General features: G+C 33.5%; 16 protein-coding genes. 3 read left to right on the top strand and 13 right to left on the bottom strand.

All coding sequences use genetic code 11. The features are described 5' to 3' along the window. Nucleotides 1-205: 205 nt before the first annotated feature. Together IC221_RS21595 and IC221_RS21590 are read right to left on the bottom strand one after the other, a co-directional pair. Nucleotides 206-781 carry a phosphatase PAP2 family protein gene (locus IC221_RS21595; RefSeq protein ID WP_188170951.1) on the bottom strand — a complete coding sequence of 192 codons (576 nt, stop codon included), beginning with the start codon at nt 779-781 and terminating at the stop codon, nt 206-208. A gap of 1 nt (nt 782) precedes the next feature. Beyond that, the gene (locus IC221_RS21590; protein WP_188170950.1) at nt 783-2,396 is read right to left on the bottom strand and encodes a glycosyltransferase family 39 protein; all 1,614 of its coding nucleotides are present in this window, start codon (nt 2,394-2,396) and stop codon (nt 783-785) included. A 284-nt stretch (nt 2,397-2,680) separates the two neighbouring features. Between IC221_RS21590 and IC221_RS21585 the strand changes: the two genes are divergently transcribed. After that, nucleotides 2,681-3,040 carry a hypothetical protein gene (locus IC221_RS21585; RefSeq protein WP_188170949.1) on the top strand — a complete coding sequence of 120 codons (360 nt, stop codon included), beginning with the start codon at nt 2,681-2,683 and terminating at the stop codon, nt 3,038-3,040. A 385-nt stretch (nt 3,041-3,425) separates the two neighbouring features. Here the strand turns inward: IC221_RS21585 and lepA are convergent, their stop codons facing one another. Then, nucleotides 3,426-5,219 (bottom strand): translation elongation factor 4, encoded by a 1,794-nt coding sequence (lepA, locus tag IC221_RS21580; RefSeq protein WP_062617662.1) that lies wholly within the window; start codon nt 5,217-5,219, stop codon nt 3,426-3,428. A gap of 1,748 nt (nt 5,220-6,967) precedes the next feature. Continuing rightward, nucleotides 6,968-8,011: a dimethylarginine dimethylaminohydrolase family protein gene (locus IC221_RS21575; protein WP_188170948.1), complete on the bottom strand. Its 1,044-nt coding sequence runs from the start codon at nt 8,009-8,011 to the stop codon at nt 6,968-6,970. A gap of 179 nt (nt 8,012-8,190) precedes the next feature. Here IC221_RS21575 and IC221_RS21570 point away from each other — a divergent pair, with 179 nt between their 5' ends. Continuing rightward, complete coding sequence (locus IC221_RS21570) at nt 8,191-8,832, top strand: peroxiredoxin (protein WP_188170947.1); 642 nt, start codon at nt 8,191-8,193, stop codon at nt 8,830-8,832. Between the two features lie 444 nt (nt 8,833-9,276). Here IC221_RS21570 and IC221_RS21565 read toward each other — a convergent pair whose 3' ends face one another. The 9 genes from IC221_RS21565 to pepT form a co-directional block, all read right to left on the bottom strand. After that, nucleotides 9,277-10,191, bottom strand: coding sequence for an oxidoreductase (locus IC221_RS21565; protein WP_188170946.1), 915 nt, complete (start codon nt 10,189-10,191; stop codon nt 9,277-9,279). 108 nt (nt 10,192-10,299) lie between these two features. After that, nucleotides 10,300-12,465: a 7TM diverse intracellular signaling domain-containing protein gene (locus IC221_RS21560; RefSeq protein WP_188170945.1), complete on the bottom strand. Its 2,166-nt coding sequence runs from the start codon at nt 12,463-12,465 to the stop codon at nt 10,300-10,302. A gap of 207 nt (nt 12,466-12,672) precedes the next feature. Beyond that, nucleotides 12,673-15,870 carry a DEAD/DEAH box helicase gene (locus IC221_RS21555; protein ID WP_188170944.1) on the bottom strand — a complete coding sequence of 1,066 codons (3,198 nt, stop codon included), beginning with the start codon at nt 15,868-15,870 and terminating at the stop codon, nt 12,673-12,675. Between the two features lie 6 nt (nt 15,871-15,876). Further along, on the bottom strand, nt 15,877-17,292 hold the full coding sequence (locus IC221_RS21550; protein ID WP_188170943.1) for an EH signature domain-containing protein: 1,416 nt from the start codon (nt 17,290-17,292) through the stop codon (nt 15,877-15,879). A gap of 3 nt (nt 17,293-17,295) precedes the next feature. Further along, nucleotides 17,296-17,967 (bottom strand): OmpA family protein, encoded by a 672-nt coding sequence (locus IC221_RS21545; protein WP_188170942.1) that lies wholly within the window; start codon nt 17,965-17,967, stop codon nt 17,296-17,298. Next, nucleotides 17,960-20,131 carry a methyl-accepting chemotaxis protein gene (locus IC221_RS21540; protein WP_188170941.1) on the bottom strand — a complete coding sequence of 724 codons (2,172 nt, stop codon included), beginning with the start codon at nt 20,129-20,131 and terminating at the stop codon, nt 17,960-17,962. Before IC221_RS21540 ends, IC221_RS21545 begins: the two co-directional genes overlap by 8 nt. Before the next feature lie 55 nt (nt 20,132-20,186). Then, the gene (locus IC221_RS21535) at nt 20,187-21,560 is read right to left on the bottom strand and encodes a hypothetical protein (RefSeq protein ID WP_188170940.1); all 1,374 of its coding nucleotides are present in this window, start codon (nt 21,558-21,560) and stop codon (nt 20,187-20,189) included. Between the two features lie 324 nt (nt 21,561-21,884). Further along, the gene (locus IC221_RS21530; RefSeq protein WP_367397782.1) at nt 21,885-22,079 is read right to left on the bottom strand and encodes a group II intron maturase-specific domain-containing protein; all 195 of its coding nucleotides are present in this window, start codon (nt 22,077-22,079) and stop codon (nt 21,885-21,887) included. 827 nt (nt 22,080-22,906) lie between these two features. Beyond that, the gene (gene pepT / locus IC221_RS21525) at nt 22,907-24,133 is read right to left on the bottom strand and encodes a peptidase T (protein WP_188170938.1); all 1,227 of its coding nucleotides are present in this window, start codon (nt 24,131-24,133) and stop codon (nt 22,907-22,909) included. A 249-nt stretch (nt 24,134-24,382) separates the two neighbouring features. On the opposite strand from pepT, the gene fabG reads away from it, so the two are divergent. Then, on the top strand, nt 24,383-25,129 hold the full coding sequence (gene fabG / locus IC221_RS21520) for a 3-oxoacyl-[acyl-carrier-protein] reductase (RefSeq protein ID WP_188170937.1): 747 nt from the start codon (nt 24,383-24,385) through the stop codon (nt 25,127-25,129). Nucleotides 25,130-25,287: the final 158 nt, after the last annotated feature.

The raw sequence follows: 25,287 nt of genomic DNA, 5'->3' as shown, positions 1-25,287 counted from the left end.
AAAGCTCTACTTATTTTTTAATCTATCGTCATTTCAAAGATGGCTAACTTACTGGATATTTTCACTGCTTTGCAAGTCACATTAATTCGTTTTTATTACTACATTTTCACTACAAAACCCCATTTTAAGTAGCATAGACACATAAAAACGAAAAAAACCGATACACTTTCATGCATCGGCTTATCTTTTATTTTCAATCATCAGATTATTTATCCAATTGAATTTGATACTTGTTTTGTACCCAATAAATAATTTCTCTAGCTAGGTAAACTGACAATATTCCGACAAGCCACCCTCCGAAAATATCTCCAACGAAATGAACTCCTACTGCAATTCTACTATAAGAATACAAAGCGGTCCAAATAAAAAAGATCCATGACCACTTCACTTGTTTATGCCATTCTAAAAAGAAAAATAAAGCAATAGCCATAGAGGTTGAAGCGTGTGAGGAAACAAAACCTAAAGGTCCACCTCGGTAATCATTGAGGTAATGTACCATATCCTTAATTACTGGATCATGTGTAGGTCTTGGCCTATTGACCAAAGGCTTGAAAATTTGAGAAGCAATCACATCTGCTAATCCAATTGCGATACCTAAACCTACCAACCAAAATACTGTTTTTTTCCAACCAAACTTCAAGTAAGAAAAAATAATGATGAACAAGTATAAGGGCCACGAATTAATAGGCGTAGTAATCCACCAAAAAAACGTATCTGATAATGCTGTATGATGACTATTTAAGTAGAGAAATAATTCTCTTTCCCAACCGAATGGCTCCATATTAATTTATTTTATGCGTTTTTTCATAAGGATCTGGAAAAGGATAGTTGTCTTTATATCCTTTCAAACGATACAAATAGGCATACCTCATCAGTTTCCCTGCTCTTGTCACTTCTACTCTTCCTGCCTCTTCAATGGCTTCGAAGTATTCAGCAAACTGTCGGTTTACATCTCTGCCCCAATTGGTCACATTGACAAAGTAAACGTCCTCTCCTTTTTCTAATCCACCTCTGTATTGATTGATCCAAGCATACTTATGAATCTGATCCCAATTCCCCATCATGATCATTGGGTGATTATTAGGATGTGCAACATAAAAATCGATATGGGTACCAGGGAACCACTCAAAGCCGACAAACTTGGCATTAGGTTTCATTTTCCCTTCTTGAACATCCTTTTCAATAATTGGCTTCAATTTTTTATTGATTTGTCTCCAGCCATACATATCCTGAGTAAAATCCCACTCCCCAAAGTTGTGAGGATCTTCCAAATTCGTTTTTCCCAAGTTGATAGGACTAAAATTAATTAGCCAATACGCTAATGCTAAAACTACTGCAAGGAAAGTTGTAGAACCCGCAATTCTTTTCGGTTTCCAAAGTCTCCAAGCATTTCTAGCTTTACTGTCAATTAATTTTACTCTCCAATAAACCGCAGCGATAATAATCAGTGGTAAATACCCTGGCCCTGACCAGTGCGGTAATGTTTCCCTGAAAATAGCGAAAGAGGTAAACACCAAGATGAGTGGTAGACCATTGAATAAAAGGACTTGTAAAGACTTCTTGTCCATTACTTTTTTGCCTTTAGCAATGCCTACTAAAGCAGCTACGATGAGGTACCAGTTCCATGGGTTATTATAAGCTATTTGACCGCCAAATTCTCTAAAGAAATAATCCAATCTAAGCTCCAACGTAGGTGTCACACGATCAGAATGGAAAGTGAAACTAATAAAATCGTTCGCATAGTTCCAATACACAACAGGGAATAAACACAACACTGCAATGGCTCCTGCACCCCATAAACTCCAATCCGCAAACCATCTTCTATCGCATACCAATACATACAAGGCTACTCCTAAACCAATGAAAGCTCCATGATACTTTGACAAACCTGCCAAACCAATCATCAAACCTGCTAGTAAAAGGTTTTTTCTCGCTCGGCTATCGATTTTTTCTACCGGAAGTGACTCTAGTAAAAAGTAAATACTCAGCATCCAGAAAAGAACTTGTGGAGTGTCAGGTATAATAAAAATACCTGCTAAAATGGATGCATAAATAGAAGATGTATATAAAAATGCAGCATAAATCCCTGCTATACTGTCTTTTAGTTTTGAAGCAATTTTATAAGCTAAGAAAGTGTTTATACCCGCAAAAACTACCCCTCCCAATCGCATAAATAATTCATAAGGCAATTGAAGGTTTAAGGTAAATAACTGAATTACCCAACCGACCATCGGAGGATGATCAAAATGACTAAGTTCTGGGTATAAAGCATATGTCCAATAATAAACCTCGTCATTACTGAACTCCATTGTACCCCCAATAAATGCACGCACAATGGAACTGATAACAATTATCCGTAAAACAATCTTAGTTGCTCTACTTTCTGTAATACTCATTTGTTCCATGCTGCAAATGTACTTTATTTCATGAATAAAGTCTTAAGTATACAAACAAAAATAACTTAACTATTTATTGCTCTTATTAAGTTATTTTTCGGGGAATACTAAATAATGTTGTTTTTAGAACTCCTCCTCCCATTTCATCGTTTTTTAGTAGTGATAAATTGTCTTAGTATTAGGTCTTTTTATCATAAAATACTATTTGTAGCCCATAAAAACAGGTCTACTAGGTATCGAACTCTAATTCGGTACTGAGCATTACTAATTTGAAAAAAGTAAATATGAATTTTAAATTAACATTCCTATTCGCTCTACTTACAGGCATCGTTTTATCTTCATGTGTTGATGATGTGGATAAGATTCCACCAAGAGAGGTAACTCTAATTTACAATTGGGAAGAGGCGAATATTGCTGGATTAGATTCTGGTACTATACAAATATCTCATCAAGCTGGATTGATGCGTATTTTTCTTGGTAATGAAGATAAATCAGATGTTGTACCCGGTGTAATAGGTAATTTGATTGTACAGGAAAACCCTAAAGTGACGGATGAAAAATATGCTATTCCTGAAGAATTGTACATTATTCCTATTGGTCAAGATAGTGCTGAAATTATTTTTACAGCTCCAAAAGGGTTATAAGTTTTGTACTGTAATCAACGATAGTTCTACCAACTTTCGAGGCCTTACTTTCAAGAGGCTTTCTTCTTCATTTTTCCATTGATGAAAAACGAAGCAAAAAATCTAGGCTTAGAAGTCAAAAGCTAAATTTCATTCCTCTCGCCTAAATGATTTTAAACTCGCTGCGCTCAAACAGCAAAATCATTTTTAACGGCTCAATACATGAAATTCTTAACGCTTTTCCCTTCAAGGCCATTAGAAGTTCTACGCAACTAAATTGGTAAAAAGGCCACTAATGAGAGTGTAACTACAGTCATAAGTATAAAATTTTGATGAAAATTTCGCCAATAAAAAAGGTTGCCCTAACGAAATAAGGCAACCTTTATTTATATCTTAGAATGTAAGACTAGTCAACTTTCAATACTGACATGAATGCTTCTTGAGTCACTTCTACGTTACCCAACTGACGCATACGTTTCTTACCTTTCTTCTGCTTTTCTAATAGCTTACGCTTACGTGAGATATCACCACCATAACACTTCGCGATTACGTTTTTACGAAGGGCTTTGATTGTTTCTCTAGCAATAATCTTCGTACCAATTGCCGCTTGAATTGGAATTTCGAATTGCTGACGATTGATCACTTCACGAAGTTTTTCACAAATCTTCTTACCTCTATCATATGCACCATCTCTATGCACAATTGCTGAGAAAGCATCTACTGGATCATTGTTTAATAGAATATCTAGTTTTACTAACTTAGAAGCTCTAAATCCAATCAATTCATAATCCAATGAAGCATAACCTCTAGAGATAGTTTTCAACTTATCGAAGAAGTCAAATACAATTTCTGACAAAGGAATTTCAAAAATCAACTCTACTCTATCTGTTGTTAAGTAAACCTGATTTTTCAACTCACCTCTTTTCTCCATACATAATGACATGATTGGTCCTACGTATTCAGCTTTAGAGATGATGTTGGCTTTAATATATGGTTCTTCAATATGATCTAACTTACTAGGGTCAGGCATATCTGAAGGAGCATTGATAATTACTTGTTCCTTTTCTGCATTATTCATAAATGCATGGTATTGTACGGAAGGAGCAGTAGTAATTACTGTCATGTTGAATTCTCTCTCCAAACGTTCCTGTACAATTTCCAAGTGAAGCATCCCTAAGAAACCACATCTAAAACCGAAACCTAGGGCTACTGATGTTTCAGGTTCCCATACTAAAGAGGCATCGTTCAATTGTAATTTCTCTAAAGAGGCACGAAGATCTTCATACTCTGTTGTATCAACAGGATAAATACCCGCGAATACCATTGGCTTCACATCTTCGAAACCTTGAATCGCTTCCTCGCAAGGACGTTCCGTTAAAGTAATAGTATCACCTACTTTTACTTCCTTCGCTTCCTTGATACCTGAGATAATGTAACCTACGTTACCTGCAGAAATTGACTTTCTAGACTCTTGGTCTAACTTTAAAACACCAATTTCATCTGCTTTATATTCTTTTCCAGTGTTGACGAATTTTACAAGGTCACCTTTATTAAGTGTACCATTCAAAATTCTATAGTATACTTCTACTCCACGGAATGAATTATATACTGAATCAAAGATCAATGCTTGTAGTGGTTCCTTTGGATCTCCTTCTGGAGCAGGAATTCTGTCTACAATTGCTTCAAGAATCTTATCTACACCCAAACCAGTTTTACCTGAAGCTTCAACGATATCCTCTCTTTCACAACCTAAAAGATCCATGATCTGATCCGCTACTACTTCTGGGTTGGCATGAGGAAGGTCGATTTTGTTCATTACAGGAATGATCTCTAAATCGTGCTCCATTGCCAAATATAAGTTGGAGATGGTTTGTGCTTCAATACCTTGAGACGCATCCACAATCAATAATGCACCTTCACATGCTGCAATTGATCTAGATACCTCATAAGAGAAATCCACGTGACCAGGAGTATCAATTAAGTTCAATACATACTCTTCTCCATCTTGGAGGTAATTCATCTGAATAGCGTGCGACTTGATCGTAATACCACGTTCACGCTCTAAATCCATATTGTCTAGCAACTGACTCTGCATATCACGCTGAGCTACAGTTTGAGTCGATTCCAACAGACGGTCTGCTAACGTACTCTTACCGTGGTCAATGTGAGCAATAATCGAGAAGTTGCGAATATTTTCCATCTTGTCCATATGACAAAGTTACTTCTAATTCTTATAACTCTTAAATCCTTAGTAAATATCTAACAATGTTTTTATTAAAAATTGACTAGGACCGCAAAAATAATCACAAAAGTAGAGTAAAATGATGTATTACTCATTATTTCTTCAAACGTATTATATCTTTTTAAGTACTTCTTTATCATAAATGTTTTAAAGAAGTACCAAGAAATGCAAACTTTCATCTGTTGTTTGAAAAATCATGTAACCGTATTGATACAATTAAGGCACACTCTTAACAAATTAGAATGTGCCTTATAATTTTAAAAAGCAAAATAAGTGAAAAGTCTTAGTGATGTCTTCATCCGATATTAGGTAGAGACTAATTTATAATGATTGAACTTTATCCCCTTTCAACCAAAATAAATCCAATTTCAAGGAAAGCACTCTACTAATACAAAATAGAAGTATTAAGCCATTTCACTTCTCATTTAAAAACACTTCAAGAATCTATAAGATTTTGAATGTGTATAGCATTTATCCATCGAGTAATAGTTGTATAATTTAGGTTATTACCTATATATATTAAGGAATTTGTTTCTAAATATTTTTTTGTAATCGGTTAATCAATTCAAAAAAGGTGATAGAAGGGATACCATTATGGCACTCCCCCTCTTTCTACTCACCTTGTCTGGTTTTAGTACTAACTAATAGAACCCTAACGTTTAAGTTAATTGGTCTATTTTGTTATTGTATAGCTATCGTCCTTCATTTAAATATTAGTAATTAGCTCATCACTAAACTACTAAAAAACAACAGTTTAAGCTTTAATTTAAAATAGAAATACTGTTCATGAGCTATATTACATGAGCAATAAATCTAAGTATTTAGATTTATAGAGTATTTATAAGATCCTAATTCTAAATTTTAGATTATGACCTTATACCATTTAAAAATGTGTGATAAATTATTACAATAGTTTGCTCTGTATATGTTTTATTTTTAGTTATATCATTTGATTTTTTTGAAGTTTTTGCTTTTGCGTTTGCTGCAATTATTTATTGCACTACAAAGGTTTGTGAAAGAAATTTCTACTCCAAAACATTGCATTATTTTTATATCATTTCATTAATAAGTTTATATAAAATATTACATTAGTTACATTTTATTTTTTAATATTTTAGATATTTACATTTGTTAGCAATCAGAAAGAAAACGGAAACACATCAAAGAATAATACTATTTTAGAGCTAAATTTTGATCAACTAAATTATCGCCAACTTTCAATCGATCTTTCTACAAGTAATTATAGGGTCTACTTTCAAGGTTCTTTCCTCTTCATTTTTGTCTTGAAACAAAAAGAAGCAAAAAATTCAAGGCTTAGAAGTCAAAAGCTAAATTCCATTTCTCTCACCTAAATGATTTTAAACTCGCTGCGCTCAAACAACAAAATCATTTTTAACGGCTCAATCCATGAAATTCTTCACGCTTTTCCCTTCAAGGCCGAAGAAGATACTACTAAATGATTACCTGATTACAAAAGAAAAAGGTTTTGTAATTATCTTCTAAAATGCAGTTTTGTGGAGACGTTTTAGTAAAACGTCCGCACGAGCCATAATACACTACCATTTATCCTTCACAAAAGGAATTACTGTAATTAACGATAATTTAGTTTACAATATATTTACAGAGTACTAAATTCTTTCATACAAAAAACGAGGTATGAAAATCACACCTCGTTAACTACATCATTAATAATAAACTCAGAAAACTTACTGACGGTATATCGGTTGATAGCTACATCTAATACCACCTCCGAAGTAATTTGCCTTTCTAAATGGGATCTCAATAACATCAATTCCTAAAGCTTTAATTCTTTTATTTACTTCTGGAAATTCATTTGAAACGATAACTGTATGATCATTAATCACCATACCATTTGTTGCCATACGTTGGGCTTCTTCAGGTTTCACCTCCACCCACTCATAATTCTTTAATGACTCTGGTAATGCGTCGAAGTCTACAAAATCGTCTTTACAAACCACTCCTTGGTGATCATTTAGTAGCATCATTGCACAATCTAAATGCAATACATGATGCTGTAATTGAATGCCATATACCTTATAATCGTCACCAAGTTCTTTCTGTAACCACTCTACACCAGCTTCATTAGAAGCGTTGCCAGAAAGACCTACATAAATTTCTTTTCCGTTTACAAATACATCTCCACCTTCTAAGTAGATATTGTCTTCATGTAAACCCGCTTTGTTAGCAGGCATATCCACTACTTCACCATTGTAGTTTTTGGCCAAATCCAACGCAATTCTTCTATAGTTTGCAGTCTCTAATCTACAAGCCTCCAAGTTCATATTGGCTATGATTACTTTATTACCAATAGTAATAATTGGATCTCTAGAGTAAGGCTGAGAAGTAGCGATTGAGTGTACTTCCAACTCATCAGGTCTTCTTACTTTCACTCCTAAAGACTCTACTACTTTGACCAAGTTTTCTTGCTCTGCATAAAACTCTTGATCATCTTGAGGATAGATATCAGACAAAATATGCCCTTGTGCTCTTCCCATATAATTAAAAGAACTATCAGAGATATAAGGATATAAATTTTTCACGTTCTCATTGATCATAGGAACTTCCAATGCATCTGTTACCCAACGACCAACAACGATTTCTTCTACTTGATCCCACTCATGATTATTTTGTATTTCTTTATTTGTATTTGGTTTCTCAACCGTACTGAACGCTACAAACGCGAAAATTGATAAACAAATAATAGCGATTAAGTTGCTTCTATATTTCATAATAGTTTATTTTTTAATTTCCTGATTCACTCTTAGAAGGGAAAATGGAAATGAAAAACCCTATCCGCTTTAAATATTTATTTTAAAATTTTAAATTACGGTAGTTAAACAAAAAGTTCTGACTATTCTCTGTATGCGTCCATGCATACATATTTTATACACCTTAAACTATTTATAACATGGCAACTATTCGATTGGGTGATGTTGCACCCGACTTCACGGCTCAAACAACAGAAGGGGAAATCAATTTTCATGAATGGCTTGGTGAAGGATGGGGAATCCTTTTTTCTCACCCGGCTGATTACACTCCAGTGTGCACAACTGAACTAGGTACTGTAGCAAAGTACAAGGACGAATTCGACAAAAGAAACGTAAAAGTGGCAGCACTTAGCGTTGATGGGTTAGAATCTCATAAAGGTTGGATCAATGACATTAATGAAACACAAAACACTACTGTCAACTTTCCTATCATAGCAGATGAAGATCGAAAAGTATCTGAATTGTATGATATGATCCACCCAAATGCTGATAGCAAATTGACTGTCCGTTCTGTATTTGTGATTGGAAATGACAAGACAGTAAAATTGATTATTACTTACCCTGCTTCTACAGGTAGAAATTTTGATGAGCTTTTAAGAGTTATCGACTCGCTTCAATTAACAGCTTATCATAAAGTAGCTACACCAGCCAATTGGGAAAACGGTGACGACTGTGTGGTTGTTCCTGCTGTCAAAACAGAAGATATTCCAGCAATCTTCCCTAAAGGTTATACTGAAGTGAAACCCTATTTAAGGTTAACTCCTCAGCCAAACCTAAACTAAGAGATTAAATAAATTTATCTTGGTAATTACTTATCAACATCTGCAGATAAGTTTATTCAAAAAAGGAGGTTTTCACTCATTATTTATTCACAAACTATGTTGATTGTGAATATAATGTTGAAAACCTCTTTCGTCTTTTATGACTTAAGTACCAAAAAACACTTCTCAAGTCTTAAAGTACTTGGAATAAAGTAAATGGATATTTTATCTTATCTTTTTTATCCTACTTATCGTTAGATTTTTATCACGTAGCTAGGACTATGCTCTGCAAATCTGCCTCAATTAGAATAAAAATAACAATCTAAAATTATCCTTTTCCTTCTTTCCACGTACTTATGTTGACAACTTTCTAAAAACAAGGACTGTGAAACCTTCAAAATAAAAAAGTTATCAACATTTCTTCCCTCCATTATGATAAAAGGATTGCAAAAGTATAAAAATTTATCAGAATGAATAGTTAAAGTGTGTCAATCGTTCAGAAACTTCCCATAAAGTCTTACTTAAATCTTCACGGTGTGAATAATCTGTTGAAGGAACTTTGATGGCATTATTTCCTTTTACTTCTCTAAATCCATCAGGTCCTGTATAATCTCCTCCTTTTATATCTTCTCCTAACGCGACATAAACAGTCGGTAACGCTCCCATTTGTGCTGTATTAAACAACCCAGAAAATAAGTTTTCCATCAAAAGTACCATAAAGCTTGGTATATGTTGCATCAAATTGGTCATCGATCCTCCCGGGTGTGCAGCCACTGCTTTTACTTGATAATTATGAGCCGTCAAACGTCTTTGTAGCTCGTAAGCAAACATAATACACGATAATTTACTCATACTATAGGCCCCAAATTTGGAATATTTTTTTTCAGCATTCAGATTATCAAAATCTATCTTTCCACTTTTATGTGCCATACTTCCTAATGCCACTATTCTTGAACCTTCTGTCTTCTCAAGTAACGGCAACAATAATCCTGTCAACAAGAAATGAGCAAAATAGTTCACCCCCATCTGACTTTCAAAACCGTCTTTTGTCTTTGAAAATGGAGGTACCATAATACCCGCATTATTGATTAAAATATCCAGCCTGTCAAACTGTTCTGTAAAGGATTGGGCAAAATCTCTTACGGATTGTAGATCACTTAAATCAAGAGGCATAGCTAGTAAATCGGCATTTGGTGTTGTCTTCTTGATTTCTTCAATGGCACTTTCCGCCTTTTGCATATTTCTACAAGCAAGAATTACTTTCATCTCTTTCAAAGCAAAAAAACGGGAAGTTTCTAACCCCAACCCGATGTTGGCTCCTGTGACAATAGCTACTCGACCTTTCTGAGAAGGCATGTTTTTGATATCTTGGATGTTCATTTTTAGGGTGATTTAGTTTGTGTTCTTTAAGATACTGAATTTCTAGATTGTTCGTAAAAGAAAAACCGAAACATTGGGAGAATGTTTCGGCCTACTTTATTTATTAATCTATATTTCAAACCCTAAAACAACTATATCATCAATCTGCCCGTATTTGAAAGTTTCTACCCATTCTTTTAGCGTGTTATCTAAAATTTGTGATTGCTCTTTCATTGGTAAGTGGCTAATATTGTTCAATAGCTCCCTAAAGTTTTTATTCATATATTTTCTTATGTCCGGTCCTCCAATCAGATCTGGGAAACCATCAGAATAAACATAAAACTTATCACCATCAGCCACATCGATAATAGTAGTTTCATATGAATACAGGTCAGTTCTTACCATTCCACCAATCGATAATTTGGAGCCTTTAATTACTTGTGTATCTCCATTACTTTTTATAATCACCAATGGCCTTTTTGCTCCTGCATAATAGATTTTTCTTTCTACTAAATTCACCCTTAACAAAGACATATCCATGCCGTCTTTATTCTGAGAATCGGATTGTTTTAATGCCTGTTCTATCCCATCATTCAAACAATTAAGAATTTCACCTGGATCTGTTATTTTTCTATGCTCTATCACCTCTCTTAGTAATTCACTTCCTAACATTGACATAAAACCTCCAGGAACTCCATGACCTGTACAATCCACTACAGCAATAAATAGATCTGTTTTATTTTCAAGATGAGAAGCCCAGTAAAAGTCACCACTCACAATATCTTTTGGTTTGTAAAACACAAAATGATCTTTTAGAAACTTCCCAAGATAATCATCCGCAGGCATCATTGCAGCTTGAATCCTTTTAGCATAGTTGATACTCTGTGTTATATTCTCATTTTTTTGCTCGATGACTTTATTTTGTTCAAATACCGTTTCCATTGTAGAGCTCAATTCCTCATTCATTGTTGCCAACTCATTGTTCATCTCCTCTAGTTCGAAAGTTCGGTCTCTTACTTTTTTTTCTAATTCTTTATTTTGAGCTTCTATCAATTCCTTTTTCTCCTCTTCTTTTTTCAGTACAGCTTTTCTCGCTTCATTGATTCTCTCGCCTAAACCCAATGAGAATAACGAAAGCTCCAACACCACTCCTAACTCTGTAACATTGGCGGAATTAAACAACCAAAAATATGGAGGTAAAACTTCTAACATCTGCATAATAGAAATTCCCATTGCTAAGAAGTAAAAGATTCCTGCAATGAAGAAATAACGACCTGAAACAGAATATTTTGAAACTCGATATGCACTAACAATTACCAAAGAGTACCCTAAACCAGCAGCTATAAAATTATATCCTATCGAAATATTTCTCAATCCAGAAACAAATAATATAAGGGAGATTACAATACCAACTTGACTGATCTTAAGCAATTGGTTTAGCTTTGGAAAATGCTTACCGAATTTTAAAAAAGACTGCGCAAAAAAGATATAAAATAGATACCCAAACATACCTGGAATATTGACCAAATCTTCTTGAAGGTATGCTGAGGAAAGCCATTTTTCTGAAATAAAACCGGATAAGCCTAAACAGTAAATCGTAATTGAAATATTGTACCCCACATAGTATAGATAAGTCTTATCCTTTACAATCATAAATAAAAACAGATTGTAAAACGTCATAATCAGCATCGCCCCTATAAAGAGGAAGTGAAACATGTCTTGAGGTTCATGTAGTTTATGAAATTCTTCAGCACCATAGACGGTAAATGGTAATGCCGTAAATTGAAAATACTTTCCATCCTCATACTCACCCCTGATAAAAACTCTTTTAGTAGATAATGCATCAAGCTTCACCCTACCAAATGAAAAACTCCCTTTCTTGAACTTTTTCATTTCATTTTCCTCCAGTATTCCTCCCTTAAATACTTCAAAAGAATGGGCGGTTGGAACATACATTTCCATAAAGTCAAAAAGACTTGTTCCAATAAATATTTCTTTTGTTTTATCGGTAGTATTTTCCAAAACAACAGAAAACCAAATTGTAGACTTTCCCTCCGGAAAATCTAAATTCGAATAACTAATGAAGTTGTTATTATGGTATTGACTTAAAATGTCATCAATTTTATATTCCTTCTCTACAGGAAGAAATAACATTTCATTCTCGATATTTCGAATATCTAACTTATCGTTTATCACAACCCTATTCTCCTGAGCATGTGCAGCAAACAGCGTATAGATATTGATAATTAATAGTAGTGTAAACAATTTCTTCACCTTAAGTAAAGTCAGATTCATAGCCTAAGTGCAAGTTGGTAATTATAAATAATAGAAAGCAAAAATGTCCCTCAAAAAAAATATTTTAAAAGCAGTAATGAGGGTGAAATAATAGCAATCAAAAATCTTTCCTAACTCTTTACTTTTTTAGTGGGTGATAACGGTTATTTATATTAACTCTGTATGATGCACCGAAATCAATTGCTGTATTTCGGTTGTTATGATTTCTTATATTAAGACATAAGTGTCTTCATCATAAATTTCATTTTTCATTAAAAAGTTCTCTAGATCGACATATTTAATATCGGGTGCAGAAATGTCATCATCAATAGTCAACGTTGTTGATACCAAAACTACTTTATCCAAAATTTGTTCTTTTTGATTTTCTTGTTGCAATAACAACTCTTTTAAACTTTCAGGGTTATTCACTGCATTGAATTCATCTCCTAGTAATGCAAAACCCAAATTTAAACCATCCATATTTGTTCCATAAATCTGCACTTTCCCCATTCTTTTCTTTACTTTTAAATGGGACAAATTGAACTGCTTTTGAAGAATTAATGCAATAATATTTTTCTTATTTACATCATCTTTCTCTCCTAAATCCTTTGAAGTTATTCTCACCTTTTCTAATTCTCCTTCTTCAATAGAAATATCTTCAGAAATTAATTGTTCTTCTTTGATATCTAATTTTGTTGAAGGAAACATTGATGAATCTGATAGCATCATTTTGAAACCTAAAAGCTTGGCTAATTTTAGGTCAAAAGATTCTGTATTGGTTAACGTTGACATCGGGTAATAAATATGAACCTCTTTCTTCTGACCAATCCTATATACTCTATCTGTCGCTTGAGCTTCTTTGGCCGGATTCCAATGCCTTGTATAATGGATCACATGATTTGCCCCAGTGACATTCAGACCATAACCTGCCGCAATAGGAGACATGATAATGATATTAAAACCATCAATACATTGAAACTTATCTACTGTTTTTTGACGACTTTCTTCGCCTCTAGTAGAGGTTTGACCGTTGATGATAGAGATATGAGGTAATTGATATTTTTCCTCCAAAACCTTTTTCAATAGACGTTGCATCTTCCCTGATTCGGTGAATACAATTACTTTTTCGTCATTCAATTGAATTTTGTCTAGAATCTTTATCGTAGATGTTAATTTTGCAGAACTTTCTATTAAATCAGTACTTGATTTTGATAGGATACTCTGAATATTCTGATCCAAAATATAGGGGTGATCAGAAATTTGTTTGATACCCCAAATCATTTTCAAGCCTTTATTTTGTTTGTTTTCTTTATCGGTTAATACAGCTTTAATATACCCTAGGTATTTCTTTTTTTGTAACTCTGGCATTTGTTGCATCATAGAAAGCTCATCGTTTTCTACATTAACCACACCATCGTTCAAGTACATCAAAGGATATAAGTTTTTCTTCGGAAGTCCCTCCAAGTTGCCTAATTTTAATCGTCGGATTAAATAGAAATCAATCTTTTGTCTAAGGGCTTCACCTAGCTTGGCAAACTCACTTTCATCGTCGGTATTCTTATTAAAAGTCTTTTTAAACTCGTTTTTACTTCCTAATAAACCCGGCATTAAGAAATCCATGATACACCATAAATCGACCAAGGAGTTTTCTACGGGGGTGCCGGTCATGGCAATTCTTAATTGTGCATTAAGCGATTTAGCCGCATTAGTAATTAATGTTCCCGGGGTCTTAATTCTTTGTGCTTCATCTAAAAAACACCCAGCCCATTTTACTGAACTTAAACTCTGAGTGTAGTCTGGTTCGCCATCATCTTTTAAGATGATATGTTTGCTCCTTAAAGTTTCGTAAGTAGTGAGAAGTACATGTTTGTTCGTTAATTTTTCTAGGTTGATTGATTTCGCATCGCTTCCATAAAAAGGGATGAAATGAATATCCGAATCGAAAAACTTATAGAATTCATTTTGCCAGTTTTCTAATAAAGTGACAGGAGCAACAATAAGGTAAGGCAAATTTGTACTTTGATTTACCTGTAACTGTTGATGCCAATCTATGTACGACAAAACTTGTAGTGTTTTACCCAAACCCATATCATCACCTAATAAACCTCCGATGTTTGAAGATGAGTTCGATAAGGCCTGCATCCATGCAATCCCCTCTTTTTGATAATTATACAATTGAATATGACTCCTTAAATTAGGGGGAGCATGATATTCAAAGTCTTTTAAAGATTTAGTTTCTTGTACCTCAAACTCTTCTTTAATGATAAGGATTACTCCTTTATCTTTTAGTGATTGGGGTAATTCGTTATCCCCTTCTTTTGGTTCAAAAGTGAGGACTTCTCTAGCTATTTCTGCAGCTTTTTTAGCTTCTGATAAAGGTATTTTCTTGGCTTGCGCTTCAATATGATCTTTATGATTGATCTCCGCTTCTTGGATCTCTCCTTCAAAGTGTTCTAATGCATCGAGAGTGGTAATTAAAATTTGGTTTCTCTCTCCATCCATTTCTTCTATAATCAAACCGGGCACCCAATCATTCCCTTTTTTGATTACTATACCTTGATATTCTGGTTGGTAATACCCTAGTTCTAATACCCTTGCCGAGAACCGGTCTAAATCAATAATATTAGGATCGAAATAAATCTGAGGATGTTTAAATACCTTTTGAATCTCTTCTTCTGTTTTCTCTCCTCTTGCGTAAGGTAAAATTTGAGACAATCCTTCTTTTACTTTATCCTTTATATAAATTCTTTCTCTATGTCCATTTTCATCTCGCATTGAATAGGTGTTTTTTACTCTGCGAGATTTAGCAAATGATTGTTGAAAGCCTTCATTTAGCTCTTCTATACCAACAAAGTCACCTTTTAGTTGTGGTTGTAGGGTAATCGCACCCTCTTCAGAAGAGTTAATTTCAAGATTCAATGCATCAGGAACATTGACGTTTTCATTTTGTAAATATTGATCTAATGAAATATTTTTCTGATTGGCAAAATTATTCTTTAAATGACATAAAGTAATAAGGGAATTTTCACCATCAATAATATCTTGATTAAGTTTATCTACAGTCTCATGTAATTGATAAAAATGTTCTGACAAAATATACCTTATTTTACCATTCTCAAATAAGAAAAAACCTTTACGTTCTAAGAATTTTTCTGTACCATTAAAAAAATTATAATACTTTAAATGATACCTAAAATCTGGTTTACCTAGAATCCCTTTTCCTTCTATATGAATGATTCCATGATACAAATTGGGTAGCTGAAACATTTGTCTGTCTTTTGAGGAGAAAAACATTAATGTTTTATTTGGAATAAAGAGTTGTTCTCCTAGGTCTTCTAATTGACCATTTTCTAAATATTCCTCTATATACGTTTTATTTTTTTGATAAGCTCGTATATCGCTTTTGAACACTTTTATACCCTCCATATTCTACTATACTTTTGCTATTTTACGTAACCATTTATCTAAATCCGATTTCCATTTTTCACCTCTATGAGCTAATCTACCTCCTTCCGAACTAAAATGCATACCATCTACAAGTTCTGGTATTTCCCCTTGTTTGTAATAAATATCTCCTTTATCTATGTATGATCTTTTTAATACATTTTGAATCCTAAATTCTTTACGACTATCAACTTTATGAACATTTAAAGTCCCTCCCCCATAAGCTCCAAATTCTATAAATCGGTAACCATTAATAACAAAAGTCAAAGCACAATCTTTAGAGAAATGAGAAATTCTTTTACTGATATGAGGTCTCAAACCATTTAACAGTTTTCTTAAATCAGATTTATGATCGTGATCCAAAAGCATTTTAAAGTCTTTCATATACCCTCCTTTCTTCTTAAAGAAATTCAACCAATACAATCTTCTTGAAGCATCATCAATAAGGCTGAAAAAAGACTCAATAAATTCTTGATTTATCCAGTAAAGAACCATTCTTCTTGCCTCATCAGCTCTTTCCTGTTCTTTTTCATTGAAATGTATCGACATCCAATTAGTCTCAATATTTGGATCTCCAATCTCTGTAAACGCATAGGATTTTAGTTCAGATTTATGTTCATTAAAATGTCCTTTATTCACCTCTAGTATCAATTTAGAAATGATAAGAACCTTGACTCTTTTCCTTCTAAACTTTATAAAGTCCATAATCTGGTTTACTTGATCTTTATTTCTTAAAGAAGCATTCTCAACATAAAATAAACAGTCTACATAGTGAATAAGCACTTTATCAAAATAGGTGCTACTAAATAAAGACGGAGGAAGCTGAATAAATTCTGTGATTTTGTTTATATCTAACTTACCTAATAAAACTTCCTTTGCCAATTTATTTGCTCCACTTTGATCCAAAAAGTAAATAGAACTTTCTAGCTGATTATTTAATCTAGAATTAGTTCTAATAAGACCTTTTTCAATTTCACTATTGGTTTTAATTACTTTTGACCTGATGAGCGATTGTACTTTCTTTCTTGTTGTATTACACTCCCAAATACCTAATAAAGAGTTCAGTATTCCGTTATAATAAGTCAACCTCCAATTATCATCAATCAAAGCTAATACTTCGTCAATATATTCTTTAGATAAGAGTTTTTCATTAAAAAAGATTGCCTCTAAGTTCCATGAAAAGACTCTAATATCTTTGCTCAGAAGTGTATCAGAATTAAATCGATTAACAGTTTCAATATTAATCTTTTTATCTACTTTGGGAGGTTTAGGACTGTATGTGATTATTTTACCCAGTTTTTTTATTTGATCATTAATCTTCCTCCTAGATTCTTCTTTAAAATCAGGTCGATAAGGCAAAGTAATGTTTGATAAACCAATAATATTTTCCTCCAAACTTTTCATATTCTAATTTTCTAAAGCTTCGTTTAATATTGAATTAGCGTTTAACCTCACTCTGAATTCTACTCTTTTGGAATATTTAGCACTATACTCACCATTGATTAAAATCGGTTTACTTGATGATAATCCATTCGCTGTAATATTTGCTCTAGTCCACTCCAACAATGTTGCTTTTACATTGTTTGTCAAAATATATCTCAATACATTCCTTGTCCTCTCTTGAGACAAATCCATATTCATATAATAGGCTTCTATTTGTGTAAGTTTACCAAAGCCTAATGATGAGTGACCCTCAACCCTAATTTCATCGATATATTCTTTAAACTTTTCATCGGATAACACTTTTAAATATCGAGGAATAAAATCATCTAATATTTTCTTAAAATGAGGCTTTACTGTTGCTTTACCTGTTTCAAATAATACATCCGGAGAGGTAAAAACAATAGATATTTTCTCAGGATGAAATTCTGCTCCCCATTTAGGTAAATCATCTTTAAATTCTTGATTTAAGGAATCAATAAGACTTTCCCTTTTATTAAAATAAACTCCTGTAGGATCTTGATCTTTCAATTTTAAAAGAGTTGCCGATAACATTAAGATAAAAATCAAAAGTAAAGCAGCCATCAAATCACCTAAGGAAAGGGAGAAAACACCTTCTTCAACTGTATTTTTACTCATTGTATTGTCTTATCTTTTTTCTAGAAATTGTTTCACCTTTTTCACTTAAAATTTCTGTAAGGTTACCTACAGCATCATGAAGTATTGAAGTCGCATCTGTAAACTGTTGAGTGAAGTTTGTCAATTGATCATTGAGAGAATCTTTAGTTGCAGCATTATAGTTTTCTATATTATTATGCAAAACTGTAAAAGCTTCTCCCATTTTTTGCTCAGCTAATGACAACCCTTCAGTATAGTTTTTCATTCCATCTACTGAAGTCTGAATATTATTCTGTACTTTCTCTCCTGCATTTTTCATGTTTGTAATAGATGAATTGACATTCGCTGTAATTTTCTCTGTTATATCTGCCTGTTTTTGAATTGTCTGATTTGCAATCTCCCCAAAATCTTTCAATTTTGATGATGACTCTTCCAATAATCCAGCAGAACCCAACATATCATTAGTTAATGACTTAAACTGTTCTCCTGAAGAATTAAATTTTGTTGCACTAGATCCCATCTCTTTTGCGACGTTCTTCGTGTTTTCCAACATCTTATTAAACTCACCCATCACTTTATTAATTTCTGAGTGATATGATCCTTTTGTATCTCCCAATAACTTTCCTATTTCTCTTAATTGATTTGCTGTTTCTTGGTTAATTTTAGCTCCTTCTACTCTACCCTTTGTCGTTTGAGCATCAAATTTACTTAAGATATCTTCAACAGTTGCCTTTAAAAGGTCAATTGTCATTGGCAATTTATCTATACTTTCAGCCACTTTCGAGAACTCGCTTGTAAGAGAGTTTAATTGGGAGAAAACTACACTTTGCTTGTCTGAAATTTTTTCTATCTTAGAAGTAAAATCATTAGTCGAACTTTCTAAATGCTCTGAAGTTTTTTCAAAGCTTTTAGATGTAGTTGTTAAACCATTAGTAGCTTCCAAAATAGTTTTACCTGAATCATTGAATTTACCTGCCGTATCATTCATATCTTTTGTTGTCGATTTTGTAGAATCAATTACGCCCTTGATTTCTTCTAACAACTTCTCAAATGATACAGTTAACTCTTCCGTTATTTGAGTAGTTTTTCCTATTATTTTGTCAGTTGTTTCACCTGTCTTCTTATATACTTCTTCATTCTCTCCTATCAACTTTGAAATAGAGTGCTCAAATTTTATAATTATATCATCAAAAGAACTCTTCATTTGTGTCACAATTGATGGTAGTTCATTAACAGAGCTACCTACCGTATCCATTTTTTTAGCTAATTCATTTAAAGGTTCTGCAAGGGATGAATTAAAATTCGCCAATAACAGTTTAATCGATTCCAATGCTTCTTTTAGACTTGCATCGGTTTGACCACTTGTCATTTTCATTAAACGATCTAGCATTTCTTCTAAGGAATTATTTATCCCCTCAACCATGACTTCTAATCCATTTTCTAATACTCCATTAAGATCAGTTGACATACTTTTAATTGATGCAGTGTTATGGGTAAGTTGTTCATGAATATGTTTTAATCTATCCTTTGGGTAAATAATATTTCCACTTTCATCCATAGAACAATAGTACTCCTCTACAATCGTTTTCTGTACTTTGTAATAAGTTTCAAACTCTCTTCGAAGTTTATCTTCTTCTGTAAATTTATATTTAGCATCTAGAAAATGGCATAATTCTCCTATTAAATTATTGGTATAAGACATTGTTCTTTTAAAATACCAACCATATAAGAGTGAACATAACATACCTGCTATTGAAGTCCAGAATGCTGTATCAACACCTGTTAATAAACCTTGAATACTACTAGTAATTTCTTTAACGCTATCAATATTAAAGTCTGATAATCCAAAAGCTAAACCCGCAAAAGTTCCAATAATACCTAACCCAACTAAAATATTGGTGTAATTAGCTAGATTCGACCTATCTAGCACTATATCATATTCATTGAAGAAATTATTAGCTGAAGAATGAGTTTTCCTATTGATAAAAGTTCTTTCATAATTTTGCCAAGATTTTTGAAGTAAACTATTCATTAAAAATTCTTCATCATAGTTTTCATTTATCTTCTCTAAATCTTCTTTTATCGGAGTTATTTTTGAACTTATTTGTTTATATCCATATAGTCCAACGGATATGATAAAAGTAATGAAAGCTATGGTAATCCATAAACCTACTGTGATATCCATAATATATTAAATCAATTAAATTGTATCTGAAATAAGTCTTGTTAAAATTTAAATTCTACACATCATACCCATACACCACTTCACCTTCAAGCATAGCCACATCAGTCATCACCCCTAAAGAAGCCAAAGAACGTTGGTCTACTTTACTAATCGGATAATGTTCCAATAGTGTGGTTAATTCCGACTTGAGCTCTTCTATGGAGTTAAATCTATCGTTTTTATCAAATGCAAGGCATTGTTCTAAGAAGACTCGCCATTTCGTTCTACCTTCGGTTCCATCCTCAAATATTTTAGTTTTTGGTGAGATGAAAACATGGGGCTCATCTAATAAAATTTGATGCTTTACATTCCCATTTGTATCGGGAATATAGTAATCAGAAGTTTTCCCAAATTGCAGTGCATCAATGTAATTTAGGATTACAAGACCTATAAAATAAACATCTGTTCTCTCATCCAAACCTTGAAGAAGAAGTTGTTCTGGAGCAAAGTACTTATCATATTTTGAAGGGCTAACACCTCCAATTTTTATGTTTAAACTATCTTTCAGAACCCATTGATCTGATTGAAAATCGATACACCCTGCATAAAAATTACCATGGATTTCACCTCTCGAATGCATTTCATCAAGTACCTCTATTCCTTTCAATAAAGTTTCGAAAAATGATTCAGAGAATAGGTAAATTGAAAATACCGCTTCATCATCTCTGTATGTACTAAAAACTTGTTCTGCATATTTATTGAAGAATTTCAAATAGCTCTCTTCTACTAAAAGACCATTGAATTCTTGGTTTGGAACTTTCAGTTTGTACTCTAAACCTAACGGTTCAATATCTGAAACTGGATCTAATTCTTTTAGGTACTTATAGGTTTCTTCTTCCTTTGTCACTTTAATAAAAGCTCCGGTTCCAAGATGAATCGCTAGATATTCCTGTTTACGATATTCATTTCGTAAATCAATAATGTCATCATCGCAGTAAGAGGCTGAAGCATCCAAGCAGAAATTTATTTCTACGTCATCATAATTATCTTTATAAGACCTATCAGTTGATGAAATTACCTGATCATAAAAACTTTTCCTTGGGCAGTACTTGTCTAAGAAAGTTGAAACTGAATATAAGTTTTCATTAAAAGGTGAAGAAGTGATAAAATAGCCACCTTTCAGAGGAGCACCTTCTACTTCTGCCACTTTTTCTCTTAATAGTACTTCCTGAAGTCTTTTGCCTATTGTGGTGAGTTGATTCATTTCCTCCTTATTCAGATCTCTTCTGTACTTGTACATCTCATCTTTTAGAAGGTCTACCTTGATTTGTAATACACTCAAATACTCCCTTTGACCCAAGGCATTCTTTCGAAATGGGATATAAAGGTTTTTGTTGTATTTCAAGATGTCTTTATACGTTTTGACATCAAAAGATTGAATTTTTTGCATCGCAGTAATTTAAAGCTTAATCAAAATTAAATGTATTACAGAAGGCTATCGACTTTATCAAAATCATTACTTCTTATACATGAACTATCTATATACATATAAGGACAAGAAATAGAGAGAAACCCTATCCGTTACATAAAAAAAATCAAACGAATGAATAGTAAATAAATTTCATTCCATATTAACCCTCTCATAGAATCTTGAATACGAACCTTATCCCTAAATTGGTGTATTGTATTTGTAATTACCTTGCTCAAATCGAATAACCCTTGATCACTAAACCACTTATCAAGTAATGCTAGATGAATCAGATAACAGCTTTAATTACACCACTAGCAACCCAAATGTTCCTTTATGATTCATATACCATAGTTGCTCGTTGAGTCTTTTCCAAGGTTTCATGATTATCATACGAAGACGACTAAGAGTCCAACCTTGAAGAGTACCAAATAAACGCTTATTCAACCCTAATCGATAATACATCGAATAACCTTGCATCAACTGAGATAAATCCAAAATATAGATTTTAAGTGGGGTAGTGACCTTGGCTACGTCTTGTCATTTTCCTTACTTTAACCTTAAAGGTTGTAATACTTTTAGGGCTCCCAGATACTCCTTGAAGATCGATTAGAAAACTCGCTTACTGAGTACTCCTGCGGATTAAAAGTGGTAAGATTCTTACAGAGGAAGCTTCTTCACTAAAAATTCCTAGTTGTATCTCAACAGCTATTTTTTTACTTATACTTTAACAATAACTGTGTATACATTTTCACTTTCAGTTCTAACTTCACACCTTCGCATAGGTTGCATCCTTTTGTGAAACAACTGTCTGTGTAGCTGATGTGCCATTCATGTACAAGAGTCATCCAAGTTTTATCCTAACTTCTGTTACCAGAAGATCTCTTGCAAGGACTTTTTAACTACTAAGAGTTCATCTGCCACCTTCATTTCCATAAGTTCAGACTTACCTTAAACCTTAGCTCATACTAAAAAACATGAACAATAAAGGCTTCATAAACTTCCCTGTTTACTAACACATCTGTTATACCGTATAGAGTAATCTTGAAATTAGGGCTTCGGCATATTTTACAACCTCACTTACTACTACACGCCAAAATAAGTACATTTTCGCTATGTACAGTAAACTTGCTAATTCTTCCTTCACACTTTAAGCCTCATTTTCTTCCCTCCGAGGGGCAAAACAACTTTATTTTTAAACTGTTGGGATAGTTTGCATGCAGGGCAAACAAAAAGGCCGAAACACTAAAGATAATGTTTCGGCCTTTTTTATTGTTATGATTCGAATACGCTACGACGATTTGATCATCTATTATTGAAGTTTATCACTAACCTCTTCCAACAATTTCTGCAATTTTCACAATTACTTTTGTCGCTGCCTCCATTGTAGGAACAGGAACGTATTCATAGCGAGCATGCATATTATGCCCTCCTGCAAAAATATTAGGACAAGGTAAGCCCATAAATGATAATCTTGCACCGTCAGTTCCTCCACGAATAGCTTTTACATCTGGCTCTATTTCTAAAGCTTTCATTGCTTCCAAAGCAATATCAACAATATGCATATTTGGCTCTACCTTTTCTTTCATATTGTAATATTGATCTACTAGAGAAAGTTGTACTTTGTCTTCTCCGAATTCTCTTTGGAAGTCTTTTACTAACGCCTCCACGTGTGCTTTTCTTGCTTTGAAAAGCTCGCCATCGTGGTCTCTAATAATGTATTGTAACTTAGACTCCTCCACAGAGCCACTCATAGTCAATAAATGGTAGAAACCTTCATATTTTTCTGTCTGCTCCGGTGTTTCGTTATCAGGGAACTTTGTAGCAAACTTTGCCGCAATGTTCATCGAGTTGACCATTTTCCCTTTTGCGGTACCTGGGTGTACATTTTGTCCCTTAAAAGTTACTTCAGCATAAGCTGCATTGAAGTTTTCGTATTCAAATTCACCCATAGGACCTCCGTCCATTGTGTAAGCCCATTCTGCACCAAATTTTTCTACATCAAATAAATCTGCTCCTTTTCCTACCTCCTCATCAGGAGTGAAACAAATTCTGATTTTACCATGCTTAATTTCTGGATGTTGAATAAGGTAATCCATCGCAGTTACAATCTCTGCAACGCCCGCTTTATCATCTGCACCTAAAAGAGTAGTACCATCTGTCGTTACAATCTGTTGTCCCTTGTAAGCTTTAATTTCTGGAAACTCTTCTGTAGAAAGTACAATATTTTTCTCCTTATTTAAAACCAAATCATTACCATCATAATTCTCCCAAACAATAGGGTTTACATTGGCACCTGTTAAATCAGGAGTCGTATCAACGTGAGCTACAAAACCAATTGTAGGCACTTCTTTTTCAATATTCGAAGGAAGAGTAGCCATTACGTAGCAATTTTCATCAATAGTTACGTCTTGCATTCCAATTTCTTTCAACTCTTCTACCAATAAGTTTGCTAAGTCAAATTGCTTTTTTGTACTAGGAATTTGCTCAATACCAGGAACAGACTCCGTGTCAATTTTTACATAACGTAAAAATCTTTCTAATAACTTTTCCATGAATCTTTGATTAATAATTTATGCTTATATATCTACCTAAAAGCGTATTTTCTTCTCCAAATTATAGATTTCAAAAAGGCTCTAATAAGGTATTGTTTTCATTTATGAAGTTCGAATTTACAATACTTGATAAAACTTTGAAAAAAAATGGCCTTTTCTAAAGGATAAATAAGAATTAAACTTGTTCATAATGACTTTTTTGTAACTTGCGACCTGAATTTATTCTAACAACTTAGAAATACACACACCATGAAACTGCTAGAAGGCAAAAACGTTTTGATTACAGGTGCGTCTAAAGGTATTGGACGTTCAATCGCAATTCGTTGCGCGGAGCATGGCGCAAATATAGGGTTCACTTATCTCTCAAGTGTTGAGAAAGGTGAAGCTTTGGTAGCTGAATTAGAAGCATACGGAATAAAAGCCAAAGGCTACCGTTCTGACGCTTCTGACTTTGCTGCAGCTGAACAATTAATCAAAGATTTCACAACTGATTTTGATTCTCTTGATGGTTTAATTAACAACGCTGGTATTACAAAAGATACGTTATTAATGCGTATGTCAGAAGAGCAATTTGACGATGTAATCAGAGTAAACTTAAAGTCAGTTTTCAACTTAACAAAAGCAGCTACAAGAACATTCTTAAAGCAACGTAGCGGTTCTATTGTAAACATGAGTTCAGTAGTAGGTGTGCATGGTAATGCAGGGCAAGCTAACTACGCTGCTTCAAAAGCAGGTATCCTTGGGTTTACTCAATCAGTAGCAAAAGAATTGGCAGCTAGAGGCGTTCGCTGTAATGCAGTAGCTCCAGGATTTATTGAAACTGAAATGACTGCTACTTTAGATGAAAAAGTAAAGGATGTTTGGATTGCTGATATTCCAATGAAGAGAGGTGGTAAACCAGAAGAAGTTGCAGATTTATGTATCTTCTTAATCTCTGATATGTCTACTTACATTACTGCTCAAACACTTGAGATTCACGGTGGTATGAAGAGCTAATAATTTTAGTTTTCTAAAAATATAAAAGGTTTGATGAATATACTTTGGTACTTCATCAAACCTTTATTTTTTTAATTTAAGTACTGACCTTTCGCTCACCAAAAATTTGCGAATGGTAAAAGTATAAATATAAGGATGCTAAATTAAGCTGTTTTTAG

It is taken from the genome of Flammeovirga sp. EKP202 (genome assembly GCF_014534745.1).
Classification (GTDB): Bacteria; Bacteroidota; Bacteroidia; order Cytophagales; family Flammeovirgaceae; genus Flammeovirga.
This window is presented reverse-complemented; position numbering and strand designations above follow the sequence as displayed.

Bases quoted from the DNA above. Each gene is read 5' to 3' on its own strand.
- IC221_RS21540 (WP_188170941.1), bottom strand. From the start codon at position 20,131: ATGGATATCACAGTAGGTTTATGGATTACCATAGCTTTCATTACTTTT.
- IC221_RS21555 (WP_188170944.1), bottom strand. From the start codon at position 15,870: ATGGAGGGTATAAAAGTGTTCAAAAGCGATATACGAGCTTATCAAAAA.
- IC221_RS21570 (WP_188170947.1), top strand. From the start codon at position 8,191: ATGGCAACTATTCGATTGGGTGATGTTGCACCCGACTTCACGGCTCAA.
- IC221_RS21575 (WP_188170948.1), bottom strand. From the start codon at position 8,011: ATGAAATATAGAAGCAACTTAATCGCTATTATTTGTTTATCAATTTTC.
- IC221_RS21565 (WP_188170946.1), bottom strand. From the start codon at position 10,191: ATGAACATCCAAGATATCAAAAACATGCCTTCTCAGAAAGGTCGAGTA.
- IC221_RS21535 (WP_188170940.1), bottom strand. From the start codon at position 21,560: ATGCAAAAAATTCAATCTTTTGATGTCAAAACGTATAAAGACATCTTG.
- pepT (WP_188170938.1), bottom strand. From the start codon at position 24,133: ATGGAAAAGTTATTAGAAAGATTTTTACGTTATGTAAAAATTGACACG.
- IC221_RS21545 (WP_188170942.1), bottom strand. From the start codon at position 17,967: ATGAGTAAAAATACAGTTGAAGAAGGTGTTTTCTCCCTTTCCTTAGGT.
- IC221_RS21595 (WP_188170951.1), bottom strand. From the start codon at position 781: ATGGAGCCATTCGGTTGGGAAAGAGAATTATTTCTCTACTTAAATAGT.
- IC221_RS21585 (WP_188170949.1), top strand. From the start codon at position 2,681: ATGAATTTTAAATTAACATTCCTATTCGCTCTACTTACAGGCATCGTT.
- IC221_RS21590 (WP_188170950.1), bottom strand. From the start codon at position 2,396: ATGAGTATTACAGAAAGTAGAGCAACTAAGATTGTTTTACGGATAATT.
- IC221_RS21560 (WP_188170945.1), bottom strand. From the start codon at position 12,465: ATGAATCTGACTTTACTTAAGGTGAAGAAATTGTTTACACTACTATTA.
- fabG (WP_188170937.1), top strand. From the start codon at position 24,383: ATGAAACTGCTAGAAGGCAAAAACGTTTTGATTACAGGTGCGTCTAAA.
- lepA (WP_062617662.1), bottom strand. From the start codon at position 5,219: ATGGAAAATATTCGCAACTTCTCGATTATTGCTCACATTGACCACGGT.
- IC221_RS21550 (WP_188170943.1), bottom strand. From the start codon at position 17,292: ATGAAAAGTTTGGAGGAAAATATTATTGGTTTATCAAACATTACTTTG.